The 16056-nt window shown below is 44.0% G+C and carries 13 protein-coding genes and 1 pseudogene; 2 read left to right on the top strand and 12 right to left on the bottom strand.

Annotated elements, in window-relative coordinates:
* Position 1 precedes the first annotated feature (1 nt).
* A complete protein-coding gene (locus G327_RS0105045) occupies positions 2–313 on the top strand; it encodes an MGMT family protein (RefSeq protein WP_019613671.1) in 312 nt (103 codons plus the stop codon).
* On the opposite strand, the gene G327_RS0105040 is transcribed toward G327_RS0105045, so the two are convergent.
* The 7 genes from G327_RS0105040 to G327_RS0105010 form a co-directional block, all read right to left on the bottom strand.
* Positions 299–2470: an alpha/beta fold hydrolase gene (locus tag G327_RS0105040; protein WP_019613670.1), complete on the bottom strand. Its 2172-nt coding sequence runs from the start codon at positions 2468–2470 to the stop codon at positions 299–301. The genes G327_RS0105045 and G327_RS0105040 overlap by 15 nt on opposite strands.
* A gap of 5 nt (positions 2471–2475) precedes the next feature.
* Positions 2476–4371, bottom strand: coding sequence for an acyl-CoA dehydrogenase family protein (locus tag G327_RS0105035; RefSeq protein ID WP_019613669.1), 1896 nt, complete (start codon positions 4369–4371; stop codon positions 2476–2478).
* Between the two features lie 14 nt (positions 4372–4385).
* A complete protein-coding gene (locus tag G327_RS0105030; protein WP_019613668.1) occupies positions 4386–6521 on the bottom strand; it encodes a 3-hydroxyacyl-CoA dehydrogenase NAD-binding domain-containing protein in 2136 nt (711 codons plus the stop codon).
* Positions 6521–7810 (bottom strand): thiolase family protein, encoded by a 1290-nt coding sequence (locus tag G327_RS0105025; protein ID WP_019613667.1) that lies wholly within the window; start codon positions 7808–7810, stop codon positions 6521–6523. Before G327_RS0105025 ends, G327_RS0105030 begins: the two co-directional genes overlap by 1 nt.
* A complete protein-coding gene (locus tag G327_RS24000; RefSeq protein WP_019613666.1) occupies positions 7807–9606 on the bottom strand; it encodes an AMP-dependent synthetase/ligase in 1800 nt (599 codons plus the stop codon). Before G327_RS24000 ends, G327_RS0105025 begins: the two co-directional genes overlap by 4 nt.
* A 242-nt stretch (positions 9607–9848) precedes the next feature.
* The gene (locus tag G327_RS0105015; RefSeq protein WP_019613665.1) at positions 9849–11162 is read right to left on the bottom strand and encodes an anaerobic C4-dicarboxylate transporter family protein; all 1314 of its coding nucleotides are present in this window, start codon (positions 11160–11162) and stop codon (positions 9849–9851) included.
* Positions 11163–11795: 633 nt separating this feature from the next.
* A complete protein-coding gene (locus G327_RS0105010) occupies positions 11796–12764 on the bottom strand; it encodes a hypothetical protein (protein ID WP_019613664.1) in 969 nt (322 codons plus the stop codon).
* A gap of 436 nt (positions 12765–13200) precedes the next feature.
* On the opposite strand from G327_RS0105010, the gene G327_RS0105005 reads away from it, so the two are divergent.
* Positions 13201–13872 (top strand): inovirus Gp2 family protein, encoded by a 672-nt coding sequence (locus G327_RS0105005; RefSeq protein WP_019613663.1) that lies wholly within the window; start codon positions 13201–13203, stop codon positions 13870–13872.
* Positions 13873–13991: 119 nt separating this feature from the next.
* Here the strand turns inward: G327_RS0105005 and G327_RS0105000 are convergent, their stop codons facing one another.
* The 5 genes and pseudogenes from G327_RS0105000 to G327_RS23990 form a co-directional block, all read right to left on the bottom strand.
* A complete protein-coding gene (locus tag G327_RS0105000; protein ID WP_019613662.1) occupies positions 13992–14363 on the bottom strand; it encodes a hypothetical protein in 372 nt (123 codons plus the stop codon).
* 87 nt (positions 14364–14450) lie between these two features.
* Positions 14451–15011 carry a tyrosine-type recombinase/integrase gene (locus tag G327_RS0104995; protein WP_019613661.1) on the bottom strand — a complete coding sequence of 187 codons (561 nt, stop codon included), beginning with the start codon at positions 15009–15011 and terminating at the stop codon, positions 14451–14453.
* Positions 15012–15136: 125 nt separating this feature from the next.
* Complete coding sequence (locus G327_RS0104990; RefSeq protein WP_019613660.1) at positions 15137–15565, bottom strand: DUF2787 domain-containing protein; 429 nt, start codon at positions 15563–15565, stop codon at positions 15137–15139.
* A pseudogene (locus G327_RS23995) lies at positions 15565–15744 on the bottom strand (JAB domain-containing protein); the annotation flags it as partial. The pseudogene G327_RS23995 and the gene G327_RS0104990, both read right to left, overlap by 1 nt.
* A gap of 53 nt (positions 15745–15797) precedes the next feature.
* On the bottom strand, positions 15798–16056 hold a 259-nt coding region (locus G327_RS23990; RefSeq protein ID WP_019613658.1), incomplete at its 5' end, for an IS3 family transposase.

Here is a 16056-nt window from a genome sequence, read left to right as displayed (position 1 = left end):
AATGAAAACTTTTAATGAGTTATGTTATGACTTATTAAAGCAGATCCCCGAAGGTAAAGTTGTTACCTACGGGGATATTGCCCATGCGCTTAACTGCAAGGCTTATCAGGCGGTAGGCAATGCGATGGCTAATAATCCAAATCTGATAATTGTTCCCTGTCACCGGGTGGTGAAAAGCACAGGTGAAATAGGCCAGTATGCTTTGGGTGTAACCAGAAAAGTAGAATTATTAAAATCGGAGGGGATTGAAATCGATCAGCGAAAAGTTAAGAACCTGGATAAATACCGTTTTCAATTTTTAAACAGTTTCTAAAAATTTCTTAATAAGCTTAAATACTTCCAGGCTTGCCTTGCCCCGTACAATGACATGTCGTTTAAAAACAATCTCCTCAAGCTTTTTACGAGGCGATCTCACCTTATCCAGAATTTCCACTGCACCGGACGGATCCACAACAGGATCTTCACTTCCCTGCACTATCAGCAGAGGAGCACAAACCTCAGGCAGTTTCTCCCGGCAAAGATCCTGCAGCTCCAGCAGACGGCGCAGACCGCCGATATATATCTGCTGATAGTTGCAGTCTGGGCTTTCAGAATCATTATCAACAAACTTCAAGGTCCCGTCAGCAAAGGAAACACTTTCCATCATCTTATTCCAGCTGTGTAAAAGAGGAGAGAACTGTGCGGACTTCTGACGTAAATTTAACGCCGGGTTAATAGCCACAACTCCCGCCACTTTTTTCGCATCTCCGCAGCTTTTTAGAATAGCAAGCAGAGCCCCGGCCGAAAAACCGCCAAGCACCACTTTAATGTGGTAATGAGAGAGAACGGCATATCCCCGTTTAAATGATTCTAACCAGGATTTAACTGTCGCAGTATCTAGTTCCTTCGGATGAGTGCCATGACCAGCTAAGCGTACCAGATAAACCCCGTAACCTAACCGGTTCAGATAGCCACCTAGCTCAAGCATCTCACCAGGAGAAGCAAGAAAACCATGTGCCAATACAATTCCTGGTTTAGCTGCGTCACCTTTAAGATGCAGTGGCTTACCCACTTCTCTGCTTTTTGTGCAGTTTTGTTCAAAAGAACGCATTCTTTCCGCTTCATAAATAGAGCGGTCTCTTTCTGCAGCCGTTTCCGCCACCTGTTTAGAAAGCTTGAGCCCTGAACTTCTGGTCAGCTTTTTAATAGCGCTGACATACTTCCTCATCACCTCAAATTCATTAGCTAATACACTGGTGGTATTCTCAATGCGCATGCGGTGAAAATGGGAAGGTTTGGCTATTTTATTCTGTTCAACAAACAAACTGCCGTTCTCCCTTACCGCGGCGCCTTCTGCCTCCACCAGTTTCATCATTTTGTCATAGGGCAGGTAAGGCTCATCACAGACAAGACTGACAATGCCCTCGCGAAGGCTTAGATGAACCCGACGGTTATTCCTGTTTTTGATCAGAATAATCGCCAGATATATCACTTTCTTAAAATCTTCTTCCGCCATGCCGTTATCCGGCACATAACGTAAAGCGGTGGCGATCAGGTGATCCATATTAATGGCCAGACGGTTATAAACTCGATACATAAAAATGCGGGTAAGGCGATGACGCATAATCACCATCAGCCAGTCCATCGTTTTGGATGCAGATAAAAACGGCAGACAATACCTGAAAAAACGCCGATAAGGCCGGGTAAAACTGCGGACATCAATAGGATGACCAAAAGAGATTGAGATATCACACTCTTCTAATATTATTCTTCCTTCAACCAGCAGCTCTTCTTCAACCTCCGGCGGAATATCTTTAAGCAGCAGCTGCACCCCGGTTGACAACAAATTTTTACCCGGACGAAGCGGGTAATAACTGATATTAACCGGAACAATACATAAATCCTGCGGAGCAAGATCTCCCGGTCCATAAAGATTATAGGTTTCCTGATAATAGTTAATCAGCTCTTCATTATTATCTGCAATCGCTCTTTTGTACTCCTGCTTCATCAAAAATGTTTTCAGCGCTAAAATAGCGGCGCCGGTATGAGGAGCACGTACAGAATTCGGCAGACGCAGCTGCAGACGACGACCTTCGACGACTTTCTTATTTTTTATCATCGAACCTTCCGGATAAATAACCCAGTTATAGGTACCACTCATCAGTTCCGATATTATTTTCTCATCCCGCCCTTCTAGATTTAATGGATGCGCTCCCACAGACTCAAGGAAACGACCAAAGGGGCCGACAAAAAGTGAGCTGTCCGCCAAAGAATGCACCATCTGGCCGTTAAATTTATACAAGGCCTGAGGCATTAATGCCGTTTCCATACGGGTGAAATGATTAACCACAAACAAGGTAGGGTTAGTACGCAGGTTTTCCAGTCCTTCAGCCGAAATCGTTGAGCCTGTAAATTTTTCAATAATTCTAATTAACAGGCTCGATAAGCGAAATGAGCGGTTCGGTTTTGCCAGGGTCGGCTTATGCGGCATCGCGGCTACTCCTCAGGAGCTACAGGGTAGATCCCTTCTTCAAGCCAGGAAAAGTCTTTTCTTAGTACAGCGGTACTAATCTGCTTCGCGGTTTTCCGCTGACTGGAGAAAACTGCCTTAAACTCCGCTTTAATACGCACTCGAGCTTGTCGACAGTGGTGATCAGCCAACGTTAACGCATTGTTATGACCTTTTAAAACCTGACTTTCTGCATAGGAACAGACAGCAGCCATAGCAAACAATTCTGATCCTATCGTCATTAGGTGCCCAAGAATTTCCTGACGCAGCTCTAACTTCTCACGGTGCAGCCCCATTTGTAAAAAAAGTGTTCTTGCCAGTCTGTGAGCCGTTCGCTGACAATAATTAACATGTCCGGCTAATTTCCCTTTATGGGAAAAACGAGTGAACAGAGTTAGATTAATAAACTGCTTTGGATACCAGACAGCATATTCTTTTAACAATTTAATAACTGCAGATTTTTTACAGGCAAAGTCTGCCCCGGGTTTAATCAGATCGGCGGCTAATTTAAGATGAGTGTCTAAAGCCTCGCGGCTTAAAAACAGCTCCATAATATCAGTGGTCCCTTCAATGATACGGTTAATTCGACAATCACGAAGCATACGCTCTACAGGAAATGGTAACTCGCCGCGCGCTTTTAAAGAAGATGCTTTTTCATAACCCCGCCCGCCGAACATCTGTACCGTTTCATCCATTACCTGCCAGGCCATTTCACTGCAGAACATCTTGGCCATAGCGGCTTCCATACGAATATCTACATTACCCTTATCAGCCAGATGACTGGTCAGCCAGGTCACCGCTTCCATTGCAAAAGCCGTGGAAGCAATAAAAGCTAAACGGTTAGATCCTTTCTCATGTTCTGCAACTGCAGATCCCCACTGTACACGCGTTCCACCCCATCGCCGTGCCATATTGACACACTGCTTAGCCATACCGGCACTTGCCGCCGGCAGAGTGAGGCGCCCGGTATTAAGTGTCGCTAAGGCTATTTTTAAACCACGACCCTCTTCTAAAAGCAGGTTTTCAAGCGGCACCAGCACATCGGTAAAACGCATCAGTCCGTTTTGAATACCACGTATGCCCATAAAATCACAACGGTGAACCAACTCAATGCCCGGACTATTTCCCTCAACAATAAAGGCCGAGATCTGTTTAACCTCTTTACCGCGGACCATTTTCGGTGCTGTACAAGCCATCACTACCAGATAATCAGCAATCAGGCCGTTGGTACACCATAATTTTTCACCATTAATAAGGTAATGCGTACCCTGCTCATTAAGAGTGGCAGTGGTTTTCATATGCGCAGGATCTGAACCAACACTCGGCTCAGTTAAAGCAAAAGCAGAAATAGCTCCCTCTCTAAAACGAGGAAGGAAACGTTGTTTCTGCTCTTCGCTGCCGAATAACTTAAGCGGCTGCGGCACACCGATACTCTGGTGGGCCGATATCAGTACCGCGGTTGAACCGCAGTGACTTGCTATCGCCATCATGACGCGATTGTAATTCACCTGCGTTAAACCAAGACCGCCGTATTCTTTAGGCACCTTCATGGCAAATATACCGATTTCAGCCAGTGCCCGGATCGCCTGCTCAGGAATGGTGCGGCTTTCATCAACTAAATCAGCATCAAGCAGTTCGCTAAGAATCAAGCCGACCTGCTTAACTAACTGATCACCGATTTTTTTATCATCATCACTCTGCACAGGAAAGGGGAAAAGTATCTCTTTTTTAAACTCTCCCATAAATAACGACTTACCAAAGCTAGGATGCTGCCAGACCGATTCCCGAGCGCTCTCGGTAATATGTAATGACGAGGCTTTGGCATCACTCATCTTCGAAGTATCAATGACTACTTCATTCTCTTCCTTATCTGGTAAGCTCATAACAACTCCTTTTACTACGAATAAAATCCCCGTCCGGCATCTGCTAATTCACGCAGGTATGGACTCACTTGGTAACGCGGATCGGCCTGCGCATTGAAAACTTCACATTTCTTCACAATTATGTCTAATCCGACAGAATCTGCCCAGCGGCATAACCCTCCTCTCCAGGGAGGAAACCCGGTTCCCATTACCATCGCTAGATCTAACTGCCCGGCATCAGCAACTACACCTTCCTGCAGACAATAAGCGGCTTCATTGACCATAATAATCATCAGACGGTCTATCATTTCCTGATGATCGTGCTCTTTAGGGGCGGTCCTTGAGGGAGCCTGATATATCAATGAATTTACTTCAGTGCTTTTCTTCTGATAATGATAAAAACCCGTCCCGCCTTTTTTACCAAGCAGCTTATAATCTTCATAAACTGTTTTTAATAAGCGGCAGACAGCCATGCGCGGTCCAAATCCCTGCTCAAGAATCTGCGCCACTTTATAACCGACATCAATACCCACCTCATCGGCAAGCTGAAACGGTCCCATCGGCATACCAAAATCTGTAACGGCCTGGTCAATGCCGTCAATCGATCCGCCCTCTTCAAGCAGATAAGCGGCCTCGTTCATATAAGGCAGTAAAATCCGATTGACCAGAAAGCCCGGACAGTTGCCGACCACGACAGGTACTTTTCCCCAGCCTTTAACCGCAGCCGTCGCCCTGGCGATAGTTTCTTCGCTGCTTTTCTCCCCGCGAATAATCTCAACTAGCGGCATACGGTTAACAGGATTAAAGAAATGCATACCGCAGAAATTTTCCGGCCTTTTTAATACCTCGGCCATTTCAGAAACCGACAGTGCCGATGTATTAGTACACAGTAAAGCAGATTCACAAAGGTGCTCTTCAGCCTCTGCAAGCACCTGTTTTTTGACTTCCATGTTTTCAACAACGGCTTCCACCACTACATCAGCCTTGGAAAACCCCTGATAATCGATATCGGCACCAATACGATTCATCGCTCTGTCAATTTCGCTTTGTTTAATACGACGGCGTTTTTTTAACTGTGCAAAATATCTAGCGGCCTCTGTATAGCCCAGAGAAATAGCTTCCCAGCTGATATCCTTCATCCTGACCGATAAACCACGATGACTCATCAGCCAGGCGATCCCGCCTCCCATTACACCTGAGCCTAAAACAACACCCGATAACGGCGCAGTGATATCTCCAGTAAAGTCTGAACCTGACTCTTTTTTCACCCGTTCATTTAAAAAATACAAACTAATAAGGTTTTTACTGATGTCTCCAACGGCAAGTTTTGCAAAAGCCTCTAATTCACGCTCGATACCTTGTTCAAAACTGCAGGACTCAGACAATACATCCAGAGCCGCCAACGGTGCCGGGTACATACCTTTGGTTGTTTTTAAAACATTTTTAGTTGCCTGCTTAATAACAAAGGAGCGCCCGATGGATGTCTTCAGCAGACGGCGGGTCAGGGACTGCATCTTTCTTTGCGGTTTTCTATTTTTCTTAAGTGAAGTGCAGAAAGCGCTGTCGCGTAACTGCTGAAAGAAGTTCTGCTGTTCCACTTCTAAAAGCGAGGCCGTTACCACCTTATCCACCAGTTTAATTTTACTCGCCTTTCTTGCATCAACCGTTTTTCCCGGCAGTATAATTTTCAGTGCTTCGGGTAAGCCGATTAAGCGAGGCAGCCTTTGTGTGCCTCCCCACCCGGGAATAATGCCGAGCTGCACTTCAGGAAGACCGATTTTAGTTTTTGGGTTATCGGTTGCCAGGCGGAAATCACAGGCAAGCGCTAATTCACAACCGCCTCCGACACATGCACCGTTGATAACAGCAACCGTCGTCTGCGGCAGATCAGCAATACGTGAAAACATCAGCTGTCCCGCCTGCGCTTTGTCTCGTGCGATAGTGACCGTCCGGATCGTCTGCAGTTCTTCGATATCCGCACCGGCAATAAATATATTCTTTTTCGCGCTCTCAAAACTCACCACTTGATAAGAAGACTCCTGTGCAACATCTGCCAGCACCTGATCTAACTCAGCCATCACGCTGCTTGAAAGTTTATTAACCTTCTCTCCGGGAAGATCAAAAATAACTCTTATCAGCCAGTCGTCTTTTTCAACTCGAATAGTTTCCATTATTCAACCTCCAGCGCCAGTGCAGCACCCTGCCCGCCGCCTATACAAAGAGTGGCAAGCCCGCGTTGTAAACCTCTACGCCGCAGTTCATGGAGCAGAGTTAAAATCAGCCGCCCGCCTGTTGCACCAACCGGATGACCAAGTGCAATTGCACCTCCGTTAACATTTAATTTTTCTCGATCAATGGCGCCAAGCGCCTTTTCTCTGCCCAGATACTGCTTAGCAAACAAATCACTGGCAAAGGCGCGTTCGTTAGCAATAACCTGTACCGCAAAAGCCTCATTCAGCTCAATCAGGTCAAAGTCACTCATCTGCAGGCTACTCTTGCGCATCAGGTTAGATGTCGCATAAACCGGTCCTAATCCCATGCGCGCCCCTTCAAGTCCGGCATAACTATAGTCTCTAAGATAACCTAAGGGTTTCAGTCCGCGCTCCTTCGCTTCAGATTCCGCCATCACGGTAAAAGCAACTGCCCCGTCGGTTATCGGACAGGCATTACCCACGGTAATACTACCGGCAACTCTATCAAAATAGGGGCGCAGCTTAGCCAGTGCTTCAATCGTCTGCTCCTCGCGGGGGCCGTTATCTTCATGCTGCACGGTTTTATAATGCGGCATCACTGGAACAGCAATAATCTCATCTGCAAGGCGGCCCGCAGACAATGCGGCAGATGCACGCTGATGACTGAGAAGCGCAAAGGCATCCTGCTCCTGCCGGCTGATAGCAAACTCTCGGGCAAGCACCTCCGCAGTTTCCCCCATATTCAGTCCGCAGACGGGATCTGTTAATCCCAGCTCAATACCAATAACTGGTTTTAAAAACCCGGGACGGAAAGTGGAAAGTACCCGCAGCATGGCTAAGGGAGTTCTTGCCCCCATCAATTTAATAAACAGTCCGGTCATCTTCGGGCCGAAAAGCAGCGGGATCTGCGACATAGACTCAGCCCCGCCCACCACAGCAGTCTTTATTTCGCCGGCAAAAATCTTATTGGCAGCCGTAGTCATCGCCTCCATCCCGGAAGCACAATTACGGTTAACGGTAAAAGCCACCGTTTCGGCAGGAAAACCGCCCTGCATAGCGATAACTCTGGCGATATTAGCCGCGTGTCCGGGCTGGGCAACGTTTCCCATTATCACTTCATCTATATCGCTATAATTCAGTACCGAACGAGCCATCAGCTCGCGCACAATCACTCCTCCAAGCAGGTCTGCCTTGCTGTCTTTAAAGACAGTTCCGGCCTTACAAAAAGGGGTTCGATAGCCTTCAATTATTGCCAGCCGCTCTTTCATAGCTCCTCCTCCGTCTCCAAACTGTCATTAACCTGCGTATTGACTGCATACATAGATTCAATCAGATCTCCATAAAGCTCGGCGGCTTTACCGCGGCAAAGTTTCATAGTAGGGGTAAGCAGCCCCGACTCAATTGTCGCTTCCTCGGTAATAAACCTGAAAGCTCTAATTTTTTCCCACTCATTAAGCGGTTCATTTACCTTATCGATATGCTCCTGCAGTGACTTCATGATGCAGCAGTTAGCATCCAGCGGATCGGTACAGCCGCGCAGTTTCTTACTGCAGTTCATACAGGACTTTAATGCCTGTGCTTCTGCAAAAAGCAGCACTCCAACAAATGATTTACCTTCTGCAATAACCGCAGCCGCGTCAATCAAGGGATGTTTAATCAAGGCCTGCTCTAAAGGAATGGGGCAGACAAATTTGCCCGTTGAGCTTTTAAACATTTCCGTCAGGCGTCCGGTTATCTGCAGATTGCCCTGACCGTCAAACTCCCCACGGTCTCCAGTATGAAACCAGCCCTGCTCATCAAAGCGCTCCGCAGACTTATCAGGAAGTTTGTGATAACCCGCCATAACATTAGGGCCTTTACAGCAGATCTCTTTTTCGGCGCCGCGAATGTCCACCTCGACTCCGGGAAAGGCCGGCCCGACGGTTCCTGGAACATTATGTCCGGGATAATTTGCCGTTAATACCGGAGAGGTTTCCGTCAGGCCATATCCCTGGTAAACCGGAATACCGGCATTAATAAAAAAACGACAGAGCTGCTCATCAAGCGGCGCCCCTCCCACTATCACTGAAGTCAACTCCCCCCCAAGGCCTGCACGAATTTTTTTAAAAAACAGCGCATCAGCGAGCACCTTGCTGACACCATGCGGGCAGTCCTCATGCGCGACCCGCCATCCCCATTCGCCGATCATTTTTGTCAGTGCATTTGAGGTACCAATTTTCTCCTGCAGTCTCGCAAACAGCTTTTCCAGAATACGCGGCACCATAGTCATCACAGTCGGTTTAACCTGCGGTAGATACTCTCTGAGTTTTTGTACATCATCAGCAAAATAAACGGGAATGCCCTGACAGAAGTAGGTATATACCACAATGCGTTCAAAACAGTGAGCAAGAGGAAGTGCGCTTAAAGCGCGATCTTTACCGGGATCCAGTGGATAGCGTTCGACTGCTCCTATGATCTGACTGCAGATATTACGATGAGTAAGAATAACGCCTTTCGGATCTCCGGTACTGCCGGAGGTATAGATAATCGTAGCTGCATCACCGCAGTTAACTTCATCACGCAGACGAGTGTATAACTCAGGATCGGCAAGGGAGAGCTGATCACCTTTTTTAAGCGCTTCATTAAAGGTAATACTGTTTTTGTAGTTTTGTTCTACATCACGCAGAATGACCGCCTTTAAAGAGCGGCAGCCTTCCTTAGCGGCTTCCCACAATAACGGGTCATCAATATAAGCAAAACGGGCATCGCTGTCTTTAAGCTGGTATAACAGGTTTTTTTTGCTTATTTTCGGGAACACTGCCGTACTGATCCCGCCTGCGGCCATAATGGCAATATCAACCATCAGCCACCAGGGACTTGACGGAGCGATCACCGCAACCACATCTCCACGTTTTAAACCAAGCGCACGAAAACCCAAAGCCAGGCGTCGCACTGTTTCTAAAAAATGCTCTGACGAAACGGGCTCAAACCCGTCTGCCCTCCTATAGAAAAATGCGCCGCTGCTGCGAAAAGTGCTTAAACACTGTTGTACTGCCGAGGGTAAGTCTGAATCTTCGCTGATCATAAAGTACTCTCCACAAAAATTTACTACACATAAGAGTATAGGGCTGCTTTGCTATTGGGCAAACTTGAAAGAGCTTATAAGTATTTAAAAGTAATAAATAAATAGCGCTTCAGAAAACAGAAGGAGCAGAGTCAGGCAGATAGGAATAACTGGAATTAGAGGAGGTTTAACGGCTAATACAACAAAGTCCCGTTATTAAAGCAATAACAGGACTTGGTCGCACTTTGCAGTGCAGCTGTTATTTACAGCACCATGCTCGCAAATAGAAAACCATATGCAATACTAAACACCATGCTTAGCAGGCCGGGAGCCATAAAACTGTGATTGAAAATATACTTGCCTATTTTAGTCGTCCCGGTCTGATCAAAATCGATCGACGCAATAATAGGCCCGTAATTAGGAATAAAGAAATAACCATTAACCGCAACAAAAGTTGCGATGATAACCAGCGGCGGTAAACCCAGGGCAATAGAAACAGGCACCAGCACAGCAGTTGTTGCACCTTGACTGTTAACCATAACTGACAGTGCGAACATAGCAAATGCAATCGTCCACGGCGCAACTTCCACTAAACCAGATACTACCTCTTTAACCATTTCCCCATGACCGGCAATTAGCGTATCTCCCAGCCAGGCAATACCAAAAATTGCCACCACTGCACGTGTTCCTGCATGGAAAACAGATCCCTGAGTAACAGCATTACCATCCGGTTTGCAAACCAGGATAATCACAGCAGCTACAGATAACATAACTATCTCAATAGTGTGTGCCATACCCATGGCAACACCGTCAAACTGCGGACGAAGCGACGGAAATGCGCCCATAATAACCACAGCAAACGCACCAAATAAAAACAGCCCAACCGCTTTCCCTGCACCTGCTTTAATTGTTATCTCCTTATGGTCCACGTCCATTTCCATTTCTCTACGGAATTCAGGATCCTGCAGGCGGCGCTGGTATTCCGGATCATCCTTAAGCTCTTTACCTAATTTATTAACAATAATACAGGCACAGGCTAAGCCGAGAAAAGTAGAAGGAATGGTGACTAATAAGACATCTGCCAGAGTAATACCCTGCGGCTCTAAAAATGCAACTAAAGCAACAACAGCGGCGGCAATAGGACTGGCAACAATCGCAAACTGTGAGGCAATTACCGCCATACCCAGCGGACGCTCCGGGCGCACGCCGCTGCGTCGGCTCACTTCTGCAATAACCGGAAGTACCGAATAAGCTACATGTCCGGTTCCCGCCAGCATAGTAAAGATGTAAGTAACCAGAGGAGCAATAAAAGTAATCTGTTTCGGGTTTTTCCGTAGAATACTAGAAGCTATTTTAATTAACAGCTCAAGCCCGCCGGCGGCCTGCATGGATGCAGCGGCTGCAACTACGGATAAAATCATTAACATCACATCAATCGGCGGACTGGTCGGGTGCATGCCAAACACAAAACTTAGTATCGCAAGACCGACGCCCCCCATGACACCAAGACCAATCCCTCCTATTCGTGCGCCTACCAAAATACAAACCAAAACAACCGACAGCTCAATAATGAACATACTAACCCCTTTTTTACTGCATATGACTATAAAATAAATACTCGAGTACAGGTCTGCAGTTCCACAGACCCAAATGGTTAACATTTACTCAAATAGAGGCACAGCTAGATTGTTCAGCTAAAATCAATCTCAATTCAAATAATGGCAACTGGTGGATTGTATCGGATAGTTTGAGAAAAAATTCAGCTTTAGATCAAAGAAAATAATGCGCAGACACTCAAACTTTGGTAAATGATAAGCTAATGATTTTAAAGGGAGCAATATAATGGATTGGTCTTTGTTATGTACCCATTAACGGCTCATCCTGAGCAGTCGGACTAACCTGAAAAAACGGTTTAAAATACAGCAGACAAAAAACGATAAGCAGGCACTGCTTGAAACAAAAAAGCCTGCAACAGCAGGCCTTTAGGGATATATAAAAACAATGACGAACAGGTTAAAACACTACTCGATGTTCTGAACCTAAATACAGATAATGACACATAAGCCCAATATAGCAAAGGAAAAAACAACAACCAAAATGCAACACCCACCACAACACCCACCACAATATAAATAATCTAATTTAAAGCATGTTGGCAGCTCATAAACAAGGAAATCAGATCAAATCACTAGTAATTCATTATCTGCTTCTTAAATATTATTGAATTCTTGGTTAATAATTTGTTCAAGATACTCATTTTTCTTTAATCCATTGGCTTTAGCCAGTTTATCTAACTTTTCTTTAACCTCATTCTTAAGAACAAAATTATAAGCTTTTTTTCCTTCCATGCTGTCACGGTGTTTTTTCTGGCTCCACGCTTTTTTCATTTTAATCATGAACATTTTTTTCGTATCTATATGGGCGGAGAAAGTATCAAAAGCAGTTATCGTCGCATCATACATCTGCTGGGCAGTAGTGGGGACAGGAATGAACCAATGCGGAATATTCAAGTCTTTATTCTTACTCAGATAATCCCAAGCCCATTCACATTGCTTTGCATTTTTGTTATCTAACCAAATAAACCTTTCTGTTCCATAAATACTTCCCCATGTCTCTTTCCAATATTTCAATAAGCTCCTCTTTTGGCTTATTTCTAATCCACATAGATCAAGAAATTTAATTATCAGACCATAACGTTCGCTTGCACTTAACGGTGTTTTATTTAGTTGTAAACTCTCGTAGATATTGTCTTGAAAAGATAGATTTTGATCTAAATTAATATCAATCTCTCCCTCCCAACGGCGAGGCTTATTCATATCAGCTAAACGACAATAACTCCAAATCCAATAACATAATCTTTCTTGATGTTTTCCTATCCACTTGAGTTCATCATCACCAAGGAGAGAGTAAGCTGCAGTTTGTTTCATTATGTTTATGTTGTTTTCAATATCTTCTGATACAGCCAGGCGACTACTTATAAACACATTAATTTGTTCACGATATCCAGCTGCTGTAGTGGGTTCCTCTGAATGGTTTGGATTGTCCTTTTTTATGTACCACCAATAGAAACGGCACTCTCGGAGTTTGTTAGTTTCTATGTGAAGTTTATTAGTCTTTATATGAAGTTTGTTAGTTTGCGTATCTTGAGTATCAATTATCATTAAATCACTGCCATCCATTGGTTACTGCGTAGCATTTTAACTGACATTTAAAGTGTTTTATGTGACGCTTTTATCGTTATTTATTCAAGGTTTCATCGTTCCACAATATAAAAAACATTCAGCCTAAGATATTGTTTTTTATAGAACCTTACTTACTTCAACGTGCGATCTTATTTGTCACATATACTTATGAGTTGCAATTTATTTATTATCAGAGTGATTCGTAATGTTTTATTTACGCCTATGCTTGTCATTTTTGGTTATACGGATAGATATGCTGGATTACTTTATAATAAGAATTCGTCGGTTATGTTATTACTCTAAACTCTAAGCTTTAGCCATTCAAATATATTAACTAATTAGACAGTTTCAAACTGTTTATGATTAACCCTACCTAAGTTAAAAAATACGTAAGTGATTCCACCTATAGACACACTACCTATGGAACTGAATCATGAAATCTTTTATTCAAAACAGAAACCTTACTATTTTTAATCAATCTCAATTTAATGGTTGGGACTTATTGCCCAACCTCCGTATGATCACCCAATATTTACAGTCAATTGAATCAGTTTTAGACAAAGCGTTGACAGAGCACCCGAGAACGTTGGTAGTTAGGTTTGATTTACATTTACCTTCTGTGGTGGATTGTCCTGATTACCCTAGGGAATTTGATACAACAGTTATAACCCGTTTTATTGAATCCTTTAAAGCTCAAGTAAATGCGGATTTAATAAAAAAAAGAAGAGAGGGTAACCGGGTTCATTCTTGCACTGTTAGGTATGCCTGGTGTAAGGAAACGGCCAATGCAGCTCAGCACCATTATCATGTTGCTTTATTACTTAACAAAGACACTTATTATGGTTTCGGGGATTACAGAGCAGTTAACAATAATTTGGCTGGGAAGATTTATCGAGCTTGGGCAAGTGCATTGATGTTTTCACCAGAAGATATTTTGACGCTAATTCACTTCCCTAAAGATACCCCTTGTTATCACTTGAATGTTAATTCAAGTGAATATAATACAGAATGCAATAAAGTGTTTCGTCGTTTGAGCTACTTAGCTAAAGCTGAGACTAAAGAGTATGGCAATCGTAGTAATAATTTTGGCTGTAGTCGCAAGTGAGGATAGACAACTATAACACCTCAAGTTAGTTTAATGCTTTGTTGATACTAGGCTTACTGACCTAAAGACAAGCCCGTTAGAGATGAGGAGCATTTAGCTCCTCAATGATGTGATAGAAATCAACGCCTCCTCGCTACAGGGCTATCCCTTTCTAGCAATGCATTGGCCCCCCAGCCAATGGCTTCTGTAATAGCAAAAGCAGTTGAAGCGTTAATAACATTACCTAAGCCAGGTATCCAGCCCACAAGCACTTGAGATACTGCACGGCCAACATAACCCGCTGATACAGCCGATAGTGTTGATGTAGCAGCTGTGAAGCTGAGCTCTTGCTGATGTACTTTACCGATAGATACAATCATCGCTATTTGAATCGGTGTAATCAGCGCACTGTCAGAACCTGGTGCCTGGGCAAGTCCTGCGCCAGCTGTAGCGGCCGCTGTTGCTGAACTGTGAATAATAGTTTTAATTCTTTGGTGTTTAGTTACATTCATAATTACTCCTTTCTGTAACCATTGAATTCCGCCTCAATAGGTTGAGAAATACAACGCTATTTGGTTTAGTTAAGTAGACAGCAGTATTTATATCTCCAGCTCAACAAAGTCTTTATCAACATCATCTTGAGTAATACCGATATATCGTAGGGTGACAGCTTCACTACCATGCCTAAGCATCTTCATTACTCGCGCAATGTCTTTGGTGTTTTGATAAAGATGATAACCACGCGTTTTACGCATCGAGTGAGTACCTAAATCAATATTGACCTCTTCACCTATCATCGAGAACGCTTTGGTCACTGCTCTACGTGATAATGGTTTAGGCGGAGAGTTTTTAGCTTGTTGGTTACGGTAAGACTGAAACAAATAAATATGCTCAGGGTGCTCAGATTGAATTACCTTAATGGTGTCTATCGTTTTCTTATTTAACTTTATATTAGCCAGCTTGCCAGTTTTGGATTCTTTCACCACTAGCCGATCACCATTAATATCTTCAAATTTAATGGATAGTAAATCGGATATGCGTAGAGCAAGGTTTAACCCTATATTCCACACATCAGACATTTGCTTGCTACAGGTTCTTTCTAATAGGTGACTAATTAGCTTAACCGTATCAAGACTTTTCACTGCTTGGACTTCAGGCATAGTCAGCTTCCTTTTTTGCTGTGAGACGAGTTTTTGGGAACTTCAGGGGGAATTGGAAAGACAAAGCCCAATTTCATAGGCTTTACTGGTTCCCAAAATGCTAAATTGAGAACTTGAAATAACCCTTACCATGAACTCACCTTTATTTGGTCAAAAGCACCATATTCCAGATAGCTTAAAAAGTTGTGTTGCCACAATGTGAAAATATCTTTGACGCTTGCATGTGTTATTGCCCTTGGTTGTGAATAGGTCGTAGAGAACGTTGCTAAACTAAAATCAAAATCGAGCTCTTTAGTTAGCTCAGCGTATGGATGCCCGTAATAACAGAAGTCTGTTATATACAGCACACTCCATCGGCCATCCGTTACATCTTTTTGCAGGGATATTTCCACTGGGTGATAACCGCCCTGCTCACTTGAATAACTGCTATCACGATAATTAAAGGTAATTTGCGAAACATCACCTTTAATACCTTGTTGTTTAATCGATTGCTTTAAAGCCACAAACAACTTGCTAGAGATCTTAATAACGCTTTGATTGAATTTAATATCCATTAGATTAACCCTCGTTCAGCAAATGACACAGGCTCACGACCAACCACGATATGATCCAACATGCGCACATCAATCAATGCTAATGCCTCAGTTAGGCGTTTAGTGATATTAATATCCGCTTGTGATGGCTCTGCAATGCCAGATGGGTGGTTATGCGCTAATATCACCGCATTACCGTTTACCTCTAATACCTGACCTGGTCAACTTAATTCAGTCACCCTAGTTAAGTTCTTTAAGCTACTTCTTTTAATGGTTTAGCCATACGCTCAAATTCATTGGGACTTTGATAATTCAGGTATGAATGCATCCGTTGGCTGTTGTACCACATTGTGATGTAATTCAGTACATCTTGCTGAGCTGCATAGCGCGTTCGATAATTGCGCCAGTGAACTCTTTCCTGTTTCAAGCTGCCGAAAAAGCTTTCTGCTACTGCATTATCCCAGCAACATCCTTTTTTGCTCATACTACCTACAAACTTATGCAACCTCAGT

The sequence above is a fragment of the Psychromonas ossibalaenae ATCC BAA-1528 genome (assembly GCF_000381745.1).
In the GTDB taxonomy this organism is placed as follows: Bacteria; Pseudomonadota; Gammaproteobacteria; order Enterobacterales; family Psychromonadaceae; genus Psychromonas; species Psychromonas ossibalaenae.
The sequence above is the reverse complement of the archived record's forward strand: the minus strand, read 5'-3'. Positions and strand labels throughout refer to the sequence as shown.

What these genes read in the sequence shown, in the direction of transcription:
- G327_RS0105045 (WP_019613671.1), top strand. Translation starts at nt 2, where the DNA reads ATGAAAACTTTTAATGAGTTATGTTATGACTTATTAAAGCAGATCCCC.
- G327_RS0105040 (WP_019613670.1), bottom strand. Translation starts at nt 2,470, where the DNA reads ATGCCGCATAAGCCGACCCTGGCAAAACCGAACCGCTCATTTCGCTTA.
- G327_RS0105035 (WP_019613669.1), bottom strand. Translation starts at nt 4,371, where the DNA reads ATGAGCTTACCAGATAAGGAAGAGAATGAAGTAGTCATTGATACTTCG.
- G327_RS0105030 (WP_019613668.1), bottom strand. Translation starts at nt 6,521, where the DNA reads ATGGAAACTATTCGAGTTGAAAAAGACGACTGGCTGATAAGAGTTATT.
- G327_RS0105025 (WP_019613667.1), bottom strand. Translation starts at nt 7,810, where the DNA reads ATGAAAGAGCGGCTGGCAATAATTGAAGGCTATCGAACCCCTTTTTGT.
- G327_RS24000 (WP_019613666.1), bottom strand. Translation starts at nt 9,606, where the DNA reads ATGATCAGCGAAGATTCAGACTTACCCTCGGCAGTACAACAGTGTTTA.
- G327_RS0105015 (WP_019613665.1), bottom strand. Translation starts at nt 11,162, where the DNA reads ATGTTCATTATTGAGCTGTCGGTTGTTTTGGTTTGTATTTTGGTAGGC.
- G327_RS0105010 (WP_019613664.1), bottom strand. Translation starts at nt 12,764, where the DNA reads ATGGATGGCAGTGATTTAATGATAATTGATACTCAAGATACGCAAACT.
- G327_RS0105005 (WP_019613663.1), top strand. Translation starts at nt 13,201, where the DNA reads ATGAAATCTTTTATTCAAAACAGAAACCTTACTATTTTTAATCAATCT.
- G327_RS0105000 (WP_019613662.1), bottom strand. Translation starts at nt 14,363, where the DNA reads ATGAATGTAACTAAACACCAAAGAATTAAAACTATTATTCACAGTTCA.
- G327_RS0104995 (WP_019613661.1), bottom strand. Translation starts at nt 15,011, where the DNA reads ATGCCTGAAGTCCAAGCAGTGAAAAGTCTTGATACGGTTAAGCTAATT.
- G327_RS0104990 (WP_019613660.1), bottom strand. Translation starts at nt 15,565, where the DNA reads ATGGATATTAAATTCAATCAAAGCGTTATTAAGATCTCTAGCAAGTTG.